The sequence below is a fragment of the Oceanospirillum sp. genome, from assembly GCF_982874595.1.
Window position 1 is genome coordinate 35414 of record NZ_CEYNZH010000016.1, and the last position, 18400, is coordinate 53813.

9 protein-coding genes are annotated in these 18400 nt (G+C 52.6%); 2 read left to right on the plus strand and 7 right to left on the minus strand.

Annotation, left to right across the window (positions count from 1 at the left end; genetic code table 11):
* Window positions 1-75: 75 nt before the first annotated feature.
* The 4 genes from trmH to AC4GL5_RS09435 all read right to left on the minus strand — a co-directional run bounded on the left by trmH (window position 76) and on the right by AC4GL5_RS09435 (window position 8995).
* On the minus strand, window positions 76-831 hold the full coding sequence (gene trmH, locus AC4GL5_RS09420) for a tRNA (guanosine(18)-2'-O)-methyltransferase TrmH (protein WP_490382524.1): 756 nt from the start codon (window positions 829-831) through the stop codon (window positions 76-78).
* A gap of 102 nt (window positions 832-933) precedes the next feature.
* Window positions 934-1380 carry a hypothetical protein gene (locus AC4GL5_RS09425; protein WP_490382525.1) on the minus strand — a complete coding sequence of 149 codons (447 nt, stop codon included), beginning with the start codon at window positions 1378-1380 and terminating at the stop codon, window positions 934-936.
* 165 nt (window positions 1381-1545) lie between these two features.
* Window positions 1546-3858, minus strand: a complete 2313-nt coding sequence (pbpC, locus tag AC4GL5_RS09430; RefSeq protein ID WP_490382526.1) for a penicillin-binding protein 1C — start codon at window positions 3856-3858, stop codon at window positions 1546-1548.
* A gap of 184 nt (window positions 3859-4042) precedes the next feature.
* The gene (locus tag AC4GL5_RS09435) at window positions 4043-8995 is read right to left on the minus strand and encodes an MG2 domain-containing protein (protein ID WP_490382527.1); all 4953 of its coding nucleotides are present in this window, start codon (window positions 8993-8995) and stop codon (window positions 4043-4045) included.
* Window positions 8996-9367: 372 nt separating this feature from the next.
* Between AC4GL5_RS09435 and AC4GL5_RS09440 the strand changes: the two genes are divergently transcribed.
* Window positions 9368-11335, plus strand: a complete 1968-nt coding sequence (locus AC4GL5_RS09440) for a methyl-accepting chemotaxis protein (protein WP_490382528.1) — start codon at window positions 9368-9370, stop codon at window positions 11333-11335.
* A 159-nt stretch (window positions 11336-11494) separates the two neighbouring features.
* On the plus strand, window positions 11495-12679 hold the full coding sequence (locus AC4GL5_RS09445; protein WP_490382529.1) for an MFS transporter: 1185 nt from the start codon (window positions 11495-11497) through the stop codon (window positions 12677-12679).
* Between the two features lie 109 nt (window positions 12680-12788).
* Here AC4GL5_RS09445 and AC4GL5_RS09450 read toward each other — a convergent pair whose 3' ends face one another.
* The 3 genes from AC4GL5_RS09450 to AC4GL5_RS09460 all read right to left on the minus strand — a co-directional run bounded on the left by AC4GL5_RS09450 (window position 12789) and on the right by AC4GL5_RS09460 (window position 18255).
* Window positions 12789-14423: a methyl-accepting chemotaxis protein gene (locus tag AC4GL5_RS09450; protein ID WP_490382530.1), complete on the minus strand. Its 1635-nt coding sequence runs from the start codon at window positions 14421-14423 to the stop codon at window positions 12789-12791.
* Window positions 14424-14690: 267 nt separating this feature from the next.
* Window positions 14691-16328, minus strand: a complete 1638-nt coding sequence (locus AC4GL5_RS09455; RefSeq protein ID WP_490382531.1) for a methyl-accepting chemotaxis protein — start codon at window positions 16326-16328, stop codon at window positions 14691-14693.
* 292 nt (window positions 16329-16620) lie between these two features.
* The gene (locus AC4GL5_RS09460; RefSeq protein WP_490382532.1) at window positions 16621-18255 is read right to left on the minus strand and encodes a methyl-accepting chemotaxis protein; all 1635 of its coding nucleotides are present in this window, start codon (window positions 18253-18255) and stop codon (window positions 16621-16623) included.
* Window positions 18256-18400 lie beyond the last annotated feature (145 nt).

The following is an 18400-nucleotide window of genomic DNA, read 5'->3' on the forward strand; positions in this document are numbered from 1 at the left end:
AAGATCAGGCGAACAGGCACAAAAAAACCGTGACCTAGGCCACGGACTTTTATTAATCACACACAGATAACCGGATTATTCTACCGTCTGACCCGAGCCGACTGAGACAAGGGCCGCTTTAACCGCTTCACGTTTTTCGCGGGCTTCATCACGGATCACTTTCACCGACTGATACCACTCAGAGGGGTTTTCAATATCACCATCTTCTGCCAGTGGCGGGTAATCAAGATTGCGCTCTTTGCAGAACTGAGCGATCTTCGGTTGTGCCCATTCAAACAGCGTGGTTTCGTACTCTTGCGGATCCATACGGGATTCATCGTAGAGACCTGCCTCTGCCCGCTGCCGCTGAGCCTCCGCCAGAATAATCGCTGCGGCAACCGACACGTTGTAAGACTCCACCATACCCATCATGGGAATCATAATATGCTCATCGGCTAACTCTGCCGCAGTATCACTGACACCGAACTTCTCCGCCCCCATCAAAATGGCACAAGGCTGGGTGTAATCCAGCTGGCGGTAATCCACCACACGGTCGGTAAAGGTTGCCGCATAAACTTTGAAACCTTCTGCCTGCAGTTTTTTGATCGGCTTATCCACACCCTCATACAGATGAACCTTGACCCAACTGTGACTGCCTTTGGCCGTACCATGATAAGTACCATAACCATCATCCGGATCAGCCGAGTGGACATGAGGAATACCCACCGCATCGCAGGTGCGCACAATCGCCGATAAATTACGGGATTTATGCACGTTATCGGTGATCACTGTCAGATCCGGCTGGCGGCGGTTCAGTACGGCTTTAATCTTGGCAAAGCGCTCGGGACTCACTCAGTATTCCTCGGTCAGGTCGCTATAGACATTGTTATCGGGCTTGAAAACCACGCCATCACCCAAGGCATCAGATCATGATGCCTGCGTAAGCAGCAAACATTATGCAGATTGAGGACTGCCCGTCCATTCGACACCCACAAACAAAGCGATAACCGCCAGAAGAATCTGCACCACCAGCAGCGTCTGGATCTGGCCACTCCGCTTCTTTGCACCTGCCCAGTTAATACTTCGGATCGCTTGACTCAGATCGACCATACGCAACCAGAACAGAGGAACCTGCAGCAACCAGAGTCCTGCGACCAGCAGCCAATAGACCATCATCAGTTGAGTATTCAGATTCATCATAAAGGGGGCCAGAACCAAGAGCACCAGCCCTGGAAGGGCAAGCCACTGCTGCACTTTTAATGACGCAATGCGCTGGTTATATCCCGCTTCAGGATGGCGTGACGCCGGTGCTAAAAGCTCTGATAAAAACGCGTAGATAGCCGGCAATAAAACCAGCGCCAATGCCAGTACAAGCAGCGAGGGATTAAACATCAGTTCCAAAGGAGATCCTTACGATAAGGTGATACATCAGTCAGCAACCAGACCAGTAAAACAGCCCGGGCTTAACGGGATTCGGATTATAAATCAGAGTGTTAACCAGGTGGGGTTATTTTTTCAGAGTTCAATCTCAATTCCCTTTTAACACGACACCGGGCTTCCCGAATCTTAGCGCTTTGATGGTTCCTCGAGATGGACTTTCAGACGTTCGAGCTGCCCCTGCTGATCCAGTACGACCAGCTCATAACTGCCCGGCTGACCAAACGTCAGCACAACCGGTGCTCCAGCCTGGGTACGTCCCTGATGACGACCATTAAGAAACCAGTCCCGTTCTCCCTGACCACCCACTGAGAATACCTCAAGTTTAAGTGCCTGCTGTTCGGACATCAGCACCTGAGATGCTGACACCACTCCCGGCTGTAACAATCGCTCGCCGTTTGTAAGACCAACAATACGCAGAGGGGGGGCCATCAGAACATCCGGCTCACAACCGTCAGCCAGAGGAGGTAATTGCTGGCTTAAACGCCATCGGCGAGGTACCCAAGGCTCCGTTGGCTGAGGCCAAAGCGCCAGCTTCTGCGTTAAAATCTGACCGGTTTCCGGCAAACAATCCTTACTGAGCCGCTCGCCCTGAGCATTAACCCGGATCGTCATGGGGTTAGGCTGCAGGCCGTCCGCCAACTCATCCCTCAAAGTTGGCGGCACCTGCTTGCGAATCACCCAGGCCTGATGAGCAACATGGCAATGCTCCGGCGGTGTCTCTTCTGCTAACTGCCCCAAAGGCCAGCAGATATTCTGCAGACGCACCCGGTCCGGCATCTCCGGCCATTGGGGATAAGGGTCAAGATAATCCTGAATCCGGAACAGAATCGGCAAGGCTGTTATCGCACCGAAATAGCCCGGTGAGGGGGTACCATCCGGCCGCCCCACCCAAACTCCAATGGTCAGCTTTGGCGTCACGCCTATCGCCCAGGCATCCCGAAAGCCATAGCTGGTCCCGGTTTTCCAGGCAATGCCGGGGGCATGATCGCGAATCGAGGGGTTACGGGTCTGATCCGGTCGGGCATTACGCAGCATTCGGGATACAACCCAGCTGGTCTCCTCCGACATTAGCCAGCGGCTGTCAGTATTCACCGGCTCCTGACCTGACTGAAGCAACGCGGTAAGCGGTTTCACCTGCCCTTTGTTTGCCAGCCCGCCATACAGGGTTACCAGATCCCAAAGATTAAAACCACCGCCCCCCAATGCCATTGCCAGATTGGGCGCACTGTCTCCGGGCATGCGGTATGGTGTTCGTACATTGGTCAAAGCCGCTGCGAAACGTTCCGGAGTCAGTGCTTCCAGCACCTGTACCACCGGCAGATTCAGTGATTGTCTTAGGGCCGTATGGGTATCCACCGCTCCTGAGAACGCGCGGGCGAAATTTTCCGGCTGGTACTCTTTCTGATAGCGCGGGGTATCCCGCAGGAGGCTGGCGGAATGAATCAAACCTTCTTCCAATGCCAAGCCATAGATAAAGGGCTTCAGTGTGGAACCCGGCGAGCGGATCGCCTGCACCATATCCACATGGCCGAAACGTTTCAGATTCAGAAAGTCGGCAGATCCAACATAGGCAATCACCTCACCGGAAGCGTTATCCGCCACCAGAATCGCTGCCGAATGACCGTTGGGATAGACCTGAATCTCTTCCTGCAATAGGGTTTGCAGCTCGGCCTGAATATCCGCATCCAGCGTCGTTTGAATCACCGCTTGTTCCGGATGCTGCTGATGCAGCTCCCGCGCCAGCAGCGGAGCTAACAAGGGCATATCCGGCTGCCAGGCAACCACGGACTCAAGCTTTGCACGCTCAAAGGCTTTCTGATCAATCACGCCAAAATCGTAAAGTCGCTGCAGCACTTTATCCCGTGCGGCTCTTGCCCGCTCCGGATAGCGATCCGGTCTCAGACGCGAGGGTGCCTGCGGCAATACTGCCAGCAAAGCACTCTGAGCTAACGAAAGCTCAGAGGCTGACCGATCCAGGTAGAGACGGCTCGCCGCTTCAACCCCCTCAATGACGCCTCCCATGGGAACATAATTGAGATAAATCGTCAGAATCTCTTCTTTCGTCAGATACCACTCCAGCTGTACTGCCCGCAAAATCTGGTGCAACTTGCCGAAGATATTGCGCTGATGAGGATCAAGCCGCCGGGCCACTTGCATGGTGATGGTCGAACCACCGGACACAATGCAGCCGCAGCGCCAGTTCTGCCAGGCCGCCCGGGCAATCGCAAAGGGGTTAAAACCAGGATGCTGATAAAACCAACGGTCTTCGTAGTTGAGTACCGCTTTAAGGTAATCCGGTGATATATCCTCCAACCCGACCTGATAGCGCCAAAGGCCTTCGTGGTCAGGGAAGATTCTCAGGGGTCTTTTATGGCGGTCCACAACCGTTTGCGCAAAGCCAAGGCTCTGAGAGACGTTATTAGCCTCCCCGCCAGACATTGCCCCGCTACCGGGCAAGACCGCCTTAAGGGGATAAACCCGGTCCAATACGACAAGACCGAGTACAACCAAAAAACAAAAGAAAAGCAGCAGGCCTGAAAGGCCTGCTGTTATCGGGTACCGGCTTCTGAATTGATCAAGCTTATTCAAGGTTACTCATGACCTTTAAGCACCTGTATTGCCTTTAATCACCCTGAGAAGCTGCACCGGGTTGCGAAATCATCAGAAGCCCCGGGGAGTTACTGATCGCACGTACTTCCGGATCATACATATCCTCCACCAGAGAATTCGGAATCCGGTAAGTACCCGGTGTTACAGCCCGCGCCAGATAGAAGATACGGGTATCTTCATATTCACCCCAACGGGAATCCTTACCAGCAGCAAGGGCTGTCACAAAACGATCATCACGATATTCCTGATGACGGATATCAGCCCGTTTCATCCACTGGTCCAGCGACTTGTCTTCCACACGGATCTCATTCAGCTTCAGACTATCACCCAAATTCTGGTTTTCCAGCTCAAGACCGGCCGGAAGCAGGTCTACCAGCAACAGATCCGGACGGAAGGTATTGCTGTGAACATAGAGACTAACCAGAACCCGATCACCGGTCTGCAACTGAATCTTGCCATCACGCACAGGCAGAGGATGGCCCGTTGCATCCATAAAGCGTCTGGTGATACTCACACCACCCTCACTGGAAGCCTCAGGGGCCGATTTCGGAGTACTCTGAACAGCAAAGTCTACATACAGTGTCGACTGACCTCGGTTCGTAATCTCCGCCCCTTTCATCAGATCGTTACCCTCAGCGCTCAGGTAAAAACCTTTGTCATAGGTATAACGGGAACTCTTGCTGCCCAAACGCACTTCTGCCTGCCACGGCTTACCACCTGCGGTATTCAGTGCCTGGGATAACTGCAACACAGAGATCTGCTCCTGAGTACTCAGGTAGCGACGCTCTCTCAGCTTACCGCTCACCGAGCGAGTCAGATTCTGAATCCGGCCGTCATCCATATCATGCTCGGCTAACAGACGCGCCTGCTGCGCTTTGTCACGAATCAGGGAGCCGTAGTGACCGATATAACGCCAGTCGCCATTGGATGTCATCAGATCCGGGCCAGTAGTACGGGCGATAAGAATATTCGCCAAACCCCGATCACCCTGAAGTTTTGCGGCTACCGCCAGCTGAACAATACTCAGAGATGGCGTGTCACTACCGACATCCTTGGCCAGTTTCCGTATATCCGCGAGGGTTGCTCGGTTATTCCGGGCCAGTACGTAGTGTGCATAAGCCTTATAGGCAAAACGGTACTGATCCGGCTCCGGTGACCAGCGCTCACGCATATTGCCGCGACCACGGGTATAGTCCTGCAAACGCTTCAGGGTGCGCTCCATCATGGAGGAGTCAACGCTAATGCCAGCATTAACAGCATCGGTCATAAAGTGACCGGCATAAGCGGTCAGCCAGTGCTGTTCATACTCGTCGGTGGCCGACCACATGCCAAAGCCGCCGTTGCTCTTCTGTTTCTTGGCCAGACGATCCAGCCCCGCTTCCAGAGCCGACTGTCGATAGGCCGGAGAATACTGAGCACCACCAATCGCCTCAAGTTCTCTATCCAGGCTGTAAAGCCACGGATAAGTACTACTCACCGTCTGTTCCAGACAGCCATAGGGGTAGTGCAGCAGATTATCCAGATGAGTATGCACATCTAAAGGAACCCTATTATCCACACCCGCCGCTATTTTGAGGGTTTCCGGATTAATCATGGATGGATCTGCAGCAAATTCATGGGGCTCCAGAACCATACTCTTACCCGGTGCCAAAGAACCACGCTTGGTATGTGTAACGACCGGGTACGGCTGACGACTGATCAGCCCCCAGCGACGATCCACCGGATACTCGTCAAAACCGGTGACTTTGGCGTTGAATTCAATTCGCCCACTACGACTACCGGCAGTGAAGGGATAGTTGAGTGTACGCTTCTCTTTATCCGCCAGGGTCAGTGTTTGCGTCAGGGTTCCGGTATCCGCAAAGGTTACAGGGCCTGAGGCCTGCATCTGAACCTGAATCTCCTGAGGCGCACCGCTCAGATTAGTCACATCCAGCGCAACCTGAGACTCATCACCTGCGGCGATAAAGCGCGGCAGCGACAACTGCGTCACCAGAGGCGCTGCAACGATGATCTCCTCTTCCAGGTGACCGAAACGATTGTCATCAAACGCGACTGCCATCAGACGCAGACGCCCGTTGAAATCCGGCAGATCCAGCGGAATGACCGCTTCACCGTTGACTACATCGACCCGACCGGAATAGAGGGAAACGATCTGGACTTCAGAGCGTGCCAGATCACCGCCTCGGGTCAGGCCGCCATCACCACCAAAGGCGATACCCGCGCTCTTGTCATCGTTCAGCTCAATCAGATCCGCATACATATCATGATGCTTCACCTGATAACTGCGCTTGGCAAAGAAGAAGTCAGCAGGCTCCGGAGTCTCAAACCGGGTGATGGAAAGAATCCCCACATCCACTGCTGCCAGTGTCACCCAGGCCTTCTTGACTGGTTGACCTGTGCTGTCAGAGATTTTCAGGCGAGCTTCCACCGTCTGATTCGGCAACCATTTTTCCGGCAGTTCTGTGCTCACCTGCAACGTACGGTTGGTTCGGTCCAGCGGCAGATGGGTCAGACCTATCGCACGGGTTGGCGTAATACGCCCCTCTTTATCACTCGGCTGCAGATGCAGGGCGGTGATGTAGATATCGTGTCGGTTCCAGTCAGAATCCACCGGAATCTCAACAACAGCGCCCTCTTTTGGCGTTGTTACCCGCTTCGACCAGAGCAGGCGATCACTTTCCACCAGAATCAGGGTTTCACCCGCTGAAGGCGGTGTCACGGTCAGCTGCACCTTATCACCCGCGTTATAGGCCGGTTTATCCAGAGTCAGAGCAACCTGATCCGGGAAGGAGGCATTTTGCGGCTGATCACCCCACCACCAGTCAGTCTCAAACGGCACAACCGTAACCAGTCCGGTACTGTTGTCGGTCACTTCCAGACGATACTCCCCCCAATTGACCGGGATCTGCAGGTTGTATTTTTCACCCGCGGCAATGGAAACCGGCAGCGCCAGCTCAGTAATATCCTGATCGGTATGGGTTGCATACCAGCCCCGGCTATCACTGAAGCGCCAGTAGGTTTTACGGGTCTGGTTAATGACCTTAACGGTCAGATCATTTTTAGCCAGAAGTTCACCGTCAATATTGGTATAGATCAGTTCAAACTCCGCCAGACTGTTGCTGGCCACCTTATCATCAAACTGCGGGCGAACCCCTACCAGGTTTTTAGCTGGCAGCAAATGTACCGTATGACGACGAACAACGGGCCGGCCTCCGCTTTCAAACAAACTACCGGTAATCTGAGCCTGCAAAGGGATCTTGGTTTCTTTCCAACGAGGCTGCTCGTTCAGTACGAGCACACCTTCAGCATTCAGCTGCAGATTGTTGCGGGAAAAAGCCTGATTCCAGTCACGATTTTTCGGCTGACCAAAGAAGAAATCCGGGAAGCCAGCAATCGGATGAATCGATGGGGAGATCTTAAACTCGGCATCAAAACGGTTATTGGCCGCAGGAGCACCATACAGGTACTCGCCCAGAACCTTAACGCTCAGAGACTGCGTTGCCATCTGAGCCAGAGGCTGGTTATCCGGGTTCCAGCTGATTTTAAGCCGCTCCGGCATAAAGTCCTCAACCTTAAAGCCGTAACGCCAAACCTGATTGGCAGGGCCTTTTACCTGTACCTGCCAGTTACCGGTTTTAGCATCAGCCGCCAGCGGATAGTCAAAGGTGTAAAAACCGTTACCCGTGCTTTCCCAGCTCAGGTTTTTAACCTTCTGACCGTCCGGACGAACCAACGTCAGCATCAGCTTGGTATCCGGCAGGCGCTGACCATCTTCATCACGTAGCAGAGCATTAATGGTTACGGTATCACCACCGCGATACAGGTCACGAGGGGAATAGATAAAGAGTTCACGCTGCAGGAACTGACGGGAACCGGTCCCCATACGGGACAGATCCAGCGCCGGCTGATTCAGTGGCATCAGGGTTACAGAATGACCTTCCGTTACCATCAGAGCCTTCTGACGATAGGGTTCAGTCTGATAAGGAATGTGAGTTTTTCCCATGCCCGTTGTGGTGTACCAGCGGTTGTTCTCACCCTTATAGGTCAGCAATTCAACTTTGGCACCCACTACAGGCTTGGCATCGGACAGGCGATGCACATAGACATCCATCGCATCCTGATAGCGACGAACATGCACGCCCAGATCGGTCACACTAAACCAGTTTACAGACAAGGTATTTTCAAAACGGGTCGGATCCCGCATCACTGCCAGATAAACACCGGGCTCTTTTAAAGCCGGAATATTCTGCACCGGCAAATTCACGGTTTTCAGCTTATTGGCCTCGGCATTCAGCTCAAAGCGGGCTTCATAGGCCAACTCCAGCAGCTCTTCGATATCATTCAGTCGATAATAACCTTCGCTGGTACTGCTTCGTTTCCAGCGCAGCAGAGTACGCAGAGCTTCCTCATCGTCTTTCACCCGGAAGAAACTGACATTTGCCTCTGGGACATTCTGGCTTTGTACCGGTAGACCACCGGAGCCATTCAGGGGGAGATAATGCCCGTCACTCAGAAAACGAACAATCTCTGGAGCAGGACTCAGGGTTACGGTTTCAGAGCTCGATGTCTTGAGGGTTTCACCGTTGGCAGCCTGCAGGCCTTCTGAAACCTGAATCTCATACTGACGCTCCGGCTCCGGATTCAGCAGATAAAGGAAAAGTCCGTCGTCCGAAAGCACCCAGTTAGAGTTACGGCTGGCAACCTGAACATAGGACTGAAACGGCTTACTGCCATCCAGCGGCACCGAGAAACGTATACCAACGGTATTACCATCGTCATAACTCACTTCACCAATATGAGTCACCGCCAAGGGTAACCCAGCATAGATATCTTTTGCCTTATCAGCAGCAGAAGCAGGCAGAGAGAGTAGTGCCAATGGCAGAAACAGCATCAGTAGCAGGATATGCAGTCTCTGAATCAGAAAGCCGGTCAGATATCGTCCACCGGATACGGAGAAATGAGTCATACGGATATTCCCTGTGGAAAAGCCACTTACAGAACAGCTTAGATCCCCGCGCATGGAAATCAGGTCTGCAATAACATTAGATCGAACAGCAGCGAGTAAAAACTCTACTGAAAATTTTGCCGAGTATAACCGATTCCACTCATCAGGCCAGGGCCTGAGAACCGGTGAAAGGAAGCGATTAAAGAGATCAAGAACGATTTTTATCGGCTGGTTCACTTTTTTGAGGGGCGACGCCCCGCGTTTTCACTGATTCAGCCCGCTATTCGCACCTGAAATTACAATTCATTACAGTTTCGGCACATTTTATCGGTACTATTGTCCGTCTTCTCTTCTACGACTTTCGTCAACCTTTATCCTAGACGGCATGCCTTTATGCAGACGCTAAGATTTAATCAATTGTCGATTACAAGTCGCGTATTGATCTCACCGATCACTGTTTTATTGTTGCTGATTACCGTGAGCGCCATAGCTCTGTTTTCACTGCAACGAATCGACCGGGATGTGGCGGCGGCCACTACTCAGATTGCCCCTATGACGCAACAGGCTCAGGCGATCAGCGAATACCTGTCCCGACAGCGAATTCTGGTGCTTAACTATCAGCAAAACCCTCAACCGCTGATGCTGGATGAGTTCGCGACCCGTGAAAAAGCCTTCAGTGCAAATCTGGAACAGCTGCGCCCCTATATGGTCGCCTCTGATCAACAGGCATTACTGAATCAGATACAGCAACTGAATCAGGACTATTCCGATCTTTTCCGGGATAAGTTGGTGGGCTACATGAGCCTACAGCAAAGCCTGCGGGAGAACCTGGAATCCGCCTCACGGGGCACGGACCGGGCGATCAAAAAGCTGGTTGCTCTGGCTTCTTCCGGCAATCAGGCGGAGCTGGTGGTTCTGGTCAGCGAGCTACAGGCTAATTTCCAGCAGGCGCGCATCTACCTGCACCAATACCTGACCCACAGAGATGAAAATCTTCTGGCAGAGACTGAGTATTATCTGGAGGAAGCCCGCGCTTTTCAGCAACAGCTGGATAGCCCGAGCCTGAGCGATAAGATGCGCTACCGTGTCGGACAGCTGGGTAAATCGCTGGACGGCGTTACGCTGATCATCAATGAAGGCCGACAACTGACCCACGAGCGTCAGCAGGTTCAGGTGGACCTGGATAACGCCAGCGATGCGATCTCGGTCGTGGCCACCAGCCTGAATAAGAATATTCTTGCCTTGCTGGATGATACCAGCGAGACCGTCCAGAGCCTGACGCAACAAACCCGATCCGGACTGATCGGTGCCAGTGCCGCCGCAGCTATTGTCGGCCTGCTGCTGGCCATTCTGATCAGTCGGAACGTGCGCCGAATTCTGCTGCAGCTGAACCGCCGTCTGACCGATATCGCTTCCGGTGATGGTGATCTGACGGCACGTCTGCCGGAACAGGGCGGACAGGAACTCAGCCTGATCGCCCGCAGTTTTAACCAGTTTATGATCAAGCTGCAGACGCTGATTCAGCAACTGGTGCGCAGTACCGACAGTCTGGCTTCTGCCAGCAGCCAGCTGGCTACCAACAGCCAGCAAAGTGTGATCAACGCCCAGCAGCAGCAAAGTAGTGTGCATTCGATCAACCAGGCGATCAGCGAACTGGTGGACCAGATCGCTACCATCGACCATAACGCCCAGCAAGCTAACAACGCCAGTCGAAATACTGAGGCCTCTGCACGGGCGGGGCAGGATGATATCGAGCAGACTCACAGGGCACTGGAGAACCTATCCTCTCAGCTCACTCTCTGCTCGCAACAGGTACTGGGGCTGAGTGAACGCACCGATAGTATCTCCGAGATCACCGATGATATTCAGGGTATTGCCGACCAGACCAGCCTGCTGGCTCTGAATGCAGCCATCGAAGCGGCCCGCGCCGGTGAGCATGGCCGGGGGTTTGCGGTGGTCGCTGATGAGGTACGCCACCTTGCCAGCCGCACCCATCAGATGACCGAACAGATTGTGGCTATTGTGCGTACCATCGGCGATGAGGTGCAGCAAACCTGTTCCGATATGGAACAGTTACAGCAACAATCCGATCAGACACTGCAGCTGGCCACCAAAACCCGCAAGGCATTAAAGAACATCAGTCATGGTGCCTTGGAAACCCGCGAACAGATCGCATCCATCGCGGATTCGTCAGAGCAGCAAACCGGTCAGGTTCGGGCACTGCAACAGCAAAGCGAAGCCCTGCAGCAAACCCTGAATGAGGCGACTCAGGCCAGTGAAGAGCGTGCGGAAGCCAGCCGCATTCTGGATACCCTAAGTCAGGATCTGCAACGTATGGCGCGCCAGTTCCGTACGGGCTGAATCTGGCGATAACCGGAGCCGGTGCCCGCGCCATAGACACGGTCAGCAGGCTCCGGTTGTCGCTCTGAAGCAGTACGTTTCCGGCAGCTGATGAATCATTTCTGCACCCCGTATTTTGAACCGGCAATCTGACCTCAGATCTGCCGGTGGAGCTTGTGTATGTCACACACAGACACTGCAATTCAGCGCCATCAGCCCGCTTTCTGGAAGGCGAGTCTGGCGCTTTTTTCCGGCGCGTTTGTCACCTTTGCTAACCTGTACAGCACGCAGGCGCTGCTGCCTTTGCTCGCCCGGGAGTTTGAGATCTCTCCGGCTGTAGCCAGCCTCAGCCTCTCGGTTGCCACTGCGTCTCTTGCGGTGGCCCTGCTGTTTACTCCAGGAGTATCTGACCGGATCGGCCGTAAAAGCGTCATGGTCACCGCGCTGCTTGCGGCCTCGATACTGGGCTTTGCGGTAACCTTTGTGCAGCATTACAGCCTGCTGCTGATGATTCGTGGCCTGCAGGGTTTTGCGCTGGCAGGGCTGGCTTCTATCGCGATGACCTATGTGAATGAGGAGTTCAGTCAGGAGTGTCGCGGCCTTGCGATGGGACTTTATGTCAGCGGTACCACGGTGGGCGGGATGTCCGGCCGGATTATCACAGGTACCCTGACCGAGCTGTACGACTGGCATCTGGCGCTGCAGGTTCTGGCGGGTATCAGTCTCGCCTGCAGCCTGATTTTTGCCTTTGCCCTACCCGCATCAAAACACTTTTCGCCCCAGAGTCTGTCGCTGAAAGCGATGGCAAAGGGCTTTGCTCATCACTTAGGACACTGGCCGCAACTGGGACGTTTTCTGCACGGTTTCCTGCTGATGGGTGGTCTGGTGACCCTCTATAACTACGTCAGCTTCCGACTGCAGGATGAGCCCTATCAGCTGAGCGAAGCGGCCATCGGCTGGTTGTTTATCATCTATCTGCTGGGAACTTTCAGCTCCACCTGGATGGGCGCAAAAGCCGATCGGTTCGGCCCGCGTCCGGTACTGCTGATCTGTATGCTGCTGATGCTGACAGGACTCCTGCTCACGGTACTGGATGGCCTCTGGATCATTATTGCCGCGATGGGCGTCTTCACCTTCGGTTTCTTTGGTGCGCACTCCATTGTCAGCAGTTGGGTGGGTCAGGCCAGCAATCAATACAAGGCTCAGGCCTCAGCGCTCTACCTGCTGTTTTACTATGCCGGTTCCAGCCTGATCGGTTCGGTGGGCGGCTACTTCTGGAGTCACTGGCAGTGGCTGGGTATTACCGGGCTGGTACTGGCACTGGTGTGCACCAGTGGTCTGATCGCTCTGGCCTCAAAAGATTAGAACCGCTCAAATCATACAGCCGCCACAACGAAAAAAGCCGCTGAGGAATAACCTCAGCGGCTTTTTTGACGACTTATTGATGCGGCCTGTTACAGCCAGTCAACAAACATCAGACCTTAAACTGACGTACCAGATTGTGCAGCGTATCGGCCTGACTGGCGAGTTCATCACTGGCCACATTGACCTGATCGGTGGACTCAGAGGTGGTCTGGGACAGATCCACAATGTTGACCACGTTACGGTTGATCTCTTCAGCCACCAGAGATTGCTCCTCAGCGGCACTTGCGATCATATCGTTCATATCCCGGATCGATTCTACTGCAGCCAGAATGGTATCCAGTGAACTACCGGCTTCGGTGGCTGTTGCCTCCGTTGCTTCAGTGTATTTCAGGCTCTCGTCGATCACGGTCACCGCTTTCATCGCTGCGCTTTGCAGCTGTTCGATCATGCCCTGAATCTCATCGGTACTCTCCTGAGTCCGCTGAGCCAGCGTCCGGACTTCATCCGCTACCACGGCAAAGCCTCGGCCATGTTCACCGGCACGGGCCGCCTCAATCGCAGCGTTCAGCGCCAACAGGTTGGTCTGTTCGGCCACATTGCGGATCACATCCAGAACACTACCAATATTGTCACTGTCGGAACGCAGGGTCTTAATCACATCAGCAGAGTTTTTCACCTGACCGTTCAGATCATGAATGGCACGGATCGCATCTTCTACCTGCGACTTACCCTGACGCGCCTGCTCATCGGCACGGTTTGCAGCCGCGGCTGCTTCACCGGCGTTCTGCGCCACTTCATGAACCGTTGTAGACATCTCATGGATGGCGGTCGCTACCTGGTCGGTCTCTTTCGCCTGCTGGGCGATGGTGGTACTGCTCTCACGGGTGATTGAGGACAGCTCTTCAGCCGCAGCGGACACCGCTTCAGAGGATTTATTCGCCTGAATAATCACCTGATGAATTCGCTCCACAAAGGCGTTGAAGTGGAAGGTCAGCTGAGTGATCTCGTCATTACCCCGAACTCGCAGACGGGAAGTCAGATCACCTTCACCCTGACTGATATCCTGCATTGCCTGCACCGTTGCTTTCAATGGACGGGTAATACTGCGAGCGATCAGCCAGGCGATAGCCGCCATAATGCCGATGATGACAACCGCTGCAGAGAGTACTGAGATCATCTGACGGTTAAACTGGGCATCAATATCATCGATATAAGCCCCTGTGCCTACGGCCCAGCCCCAAGGCTTATAAGCCAGCACAAAGGAGAGCTTTGGCACAGGCTTATCGGATCCGGCACGGTTCCAGTAGTACTCGGAGATAAAATCTCCCGAACTGGCAAGAGCCCCGTCCATACCCTCGAAAAAGTACTTACCATGAACATCTTTAATGGTTTTCAAATCTTTGCCGATCAGTTTGTCGCTGACGTGCATCAGAACAATACCTTTCAGATCCTGAACCCAGAAATAGTCGTTCTGACCAAAGCGCATCGGCTTTACCAGTTTCAGGGCTGTTGCCTGAGCTTCCTCTAAGGTAAGGGTTCCTGCCTGAACCTGTTTGTTCAGGCCATCAAACAAGCTGATGACGGATTCGTTAAGATGGCGAAGCTCTCCGGTCTTCTGATCGGTATAGCCATCGCGGGAGTATTGAAGGGATACAACCAGCAGTACACTGATCGAGGCAAAGACCAGTAAAAGTAAGAGCCAGATGCGCAATTGGATAGGCAGACGGCGAAACGTCGTTTCCATAGGTTTTTCCTTAGTTCTTGCTATGAGCGTCGTGCGATTTTTTTTAGTGAGTCTGTTTTTTAGGGGGAAATTATTTTTCAGACACCAACCTAACGTACGCTCTATTTATTGTTATGGCTTCTAAGATGCCATTTACACAACGCATTACAAGTCATTAGTGTAGCCTTCTGTTTAATAGTGTAACTTCGATGCTTTAAAAAAAAGTGGCAACCCGATAAAACTACGGATGCCACTGTTTTGAGTCACTTTTTTTACAATTGACCAGCCTCAGATCCGGAACTGACGTACCAGTCCGTGTAAGCCGTCGGCCTGCTGCGCCAATTCTTCACTGGCGTGATTGATCTGCTCGGTGGATTCTGACGTCGTTTGGGACAGGTTCACGATATTCACAACGTTGCGGTTGATCTCTTCCGCCACCAGCGATTGCTCTTCTGCGGCACTGGCGATCATATCGTTCTGATCGCGAATCGATTCGACCGCTGCCAGAATCCGATCCAGAGACTCTCCGGCCTCAGCCGCGGTAGCTTCTGTTGCTTCAGTAAACGTCAGACTTTCATCCATCACAGAAACCGCTTTCAGGGCGGCACCTTGCAGCTGCTCGATCATCCCCTGAATCTCATCAGTACTTTCCTGAGTCCGTTGCGCCAGCGTGCGTACCTCATCCGCAACCACTGCGAAACCACGGCCATGTTCACCGGCACGGGCGGCTTCAATGGCAGCATTCAGCGCCAGCAGATTGGTTTGCTCCGCGACGTTACGAATCACATCCAGTACCGAACCGATATTCTCACTGTCAGAGCGCAAGGTCTGAATCACCTCAGCAGAGCTCTTCACCTGACCGGTCAGGTCATGAATCGCACGAATTGCCGTTTCAACCTGCTGCTTGCCCTGAATCGCTTCCTGGTCTGCTTTATTCGCTGCTGCCGCTGCCTGACCGGCATTCTGCGCAACCTCATGAACGGTGGTGGACATTTCGTGGATGGCGGTGGCGACCTGATCGGTCTCTTTCGCTTGCTGCGCAATCGTGGCACTGCTTTCGTTGGTAATCGAAGAAAGCTCTTCGGCTGCCGCAGAAACCGCTTCCGATGACTTGCTGGCCTGAATAATGACCAGATGGATACGCTCAACAAAACCGTTGAAGTATTGAGTGAGCAGGGTAATTTCATCATTTCCCTGCACCTTCAGGCGGGAGGTCAGGTCACCCTCACCCTGACTGATATCCTGCATCGCCGCGACAGTGGATTTCAACGGGCGCGTGATACTGCGGGCGATAAACAGGGCGATCAGTGCAATCATACCAATGATCCCAGCAGATACCGCAATCACTGAATACGCCTGTTTCCAGAAGGCATTCTCAATATCATCAATATAAACGCCGGTGGCAACCGACCAGTTCCAGGGCTTATAGGCCAGAACATAGGTGATTTTAGGAATGGGTTTATTGCTGCCCGGACGGTTCCAGTAATACTCGGCAAAGCTTTCTCCATGGCTGGCCAGCTCACGGGGCCAGTGCGACATAAAATACTTGCCGTTTACATCCTTAATATCTTCCGCTTTTACACCCGCCAGAGTCGCCTTGATAGGATGCATCAGATAGGTGCCTTTAATATCCATCACCCAGAAGTAATCGTTGTCACCAAAACGGGTTGCGTGCACCTGATCCAGGGCGAGAGCCTGGGCATCCTGCAGACTCATTTCACCCGCTTTGACTTTCGCATTCAGCGCATCAAACATAGTGGTAACAGACTGAGTCAGGTGACGCAGTTCCGTTTTCTTCAGCTCATCAAAACTGGCGCGTTCCTGCTTAAGCGTTACGGCAATTAGGAGCGCCATGCTGGTAAAGGCCAGCAATAACATAAACCAGATACGATGATGGATCTGAAAACGACGAAAAATGGGTTCCATAGCTAACCTCAACCTTAATCTCTGCTATGGCCTGTTTGTCCTTAACCTGGCCAGATATCTATCGGGGCAAATCTGATAAAAATTAATCAATTTTGAATGCGGCATTAAATAGACAAGATTGACACACATCAATTAACAAAGAGTAATATTGCATTGCAGAATGTAAGCAAGGCAATAACCCTCTGTTTTAAAAGGGTTAATAAGCTCTGGAATTAAACTGGAAAAATAAAAAAAGCAGCGCCTTCTTCAACAAAAGCGCTGCTTCAACTTGCAAATGAGTTTTAATATCGGGTCAGATCCGGAACTGACGCACCAGTCCATGTAAGCCGTCGGCCTGCTGTGCCAATTCTTCACTGGCGTGATTGATCTGCTCGGTGGATTCTGACGTCGTTTGGGACAGGTTCACGATATTCACAACGTTGCGGTTGATCTCTTCCGCCACCAGCGATTGCTCTTCCGCGGCACTGGCGATCATATCGTTCTGGTCGCGAATCGATTCGACAGCCGCGAAAATCCGATCCAGAGATTCACCCGCTTCAGCAGCGGTGGCTTCTGTCGCTTCGGTAAACTTAAGGCTCTCATCCATTACGGACACGGCCTTAAGGGCAGCGTTTTGCAGCTGCTCGATGATGACCTGGATCTCATCGGTACTTTCCTGCGTGCGTTGCGCCAGCGTACGAACCTCATCAGCAACCACTGCGAAACCACGGCCATGCTCTCCGGCACGGGCGGCTTCAATGGCAGCATTCAGCGCCAGCAGATTGGTTTGCTCCGCGACGTTACGGATCACATCCAGTACCGAACCGATATTCTCACTGTCAGAGCGCAGTGTCTGAATTACCTCAGCGGAGCTCTTCACCTGGCCGGTCAGGTCGTGAATCGCCTTGATCGTGATATCAACTTGCTGTTTGCCCTGAATCGCTTCCTGATCGGCATTACTTGCAGCACTCGCTGCGCGCCCTGCATTCTGCGCAACCTCATGAACAGTGGTAGACATTTCGTGGATGGCGGTGGCCACCTGATCCGTCTCTTTCGTTTGCTGGGAAATCGTGGCGCTACTCTCGTTGGTAATAGAAGACAGTTCTTCAGCTGCAGCCGATACAGCCTCTGAAGCTCGGCTGGCCTGAATGATCACATTGTGAATACGTTCTACAAAACCGTTGAAGTACTGGGTCAATTGAGCGATTTCATCGTTACCTTGCACTTTAAGCCGGGCAGTAAGATCACCGTCACCCTGACTGATATCCGCCATCGCAGTCACTGTCAATTTCAATGGTTGAGTAATACTGCGAGCAATGGCAAATGCAATAAGTCCAATCAAGAAAACAATCAGCAAGGAAAACAAGATGATGGAGTACGCTTGCTGCCAAAAGGCTTCTTCAATGTCATCCACATAAACGCCAGTAACAATAGCCCACTTCCAGGGTTTGTATGCAAGGATATGAGAAATCTTTGGCGATGGTTTACTCGAATTTGCTCGCTGCCAGTGGTACTCCGAAATACTTTCTCCCTTTTCAATAAGGTCGCGAGGAACCGTTCTGAGAAAGTACTTACCATTAATATCTACGGTGTTTGAAACCCCTTTTCCAATTTCAGATGGATCCGGGTGCATCAGGGTGATTCCCTCATAATCCATCAGCCAAAAATAGTCGCTCTCTCCAAACCTCATCTGGTTAACCAGATCCATCGCCTCTCTCTGGGCCTGCTCTAACGTGATATCGCCAGCCTTAACCCTATGATCATACGCATCCAATACTGAGGCTACAGATTGCGTAAGGTGGCGCAGTTCAGTAATTTTAAGCTCATCATAACTGGCTCTTTCTTGTTTAAGAGTGATAAACAACAGCAATGCCATACTGATAAAAGTCAGCGTCAGCATAAACCAGATGCGGTGCCGGATATGAAAACGGCGCAATAAGGATTCCATATTTGTCCTTTCAGAGAATAAGTTGGAGTGGAAAAAAGAGGTTCAGAAGTTGTTATGCTCATAGGAGCCAACCGAAACAACAAATCTACCTATTGATAGATAAAGGGCAATATTAAATATGTTTATTTGAGATACATCAATTTTG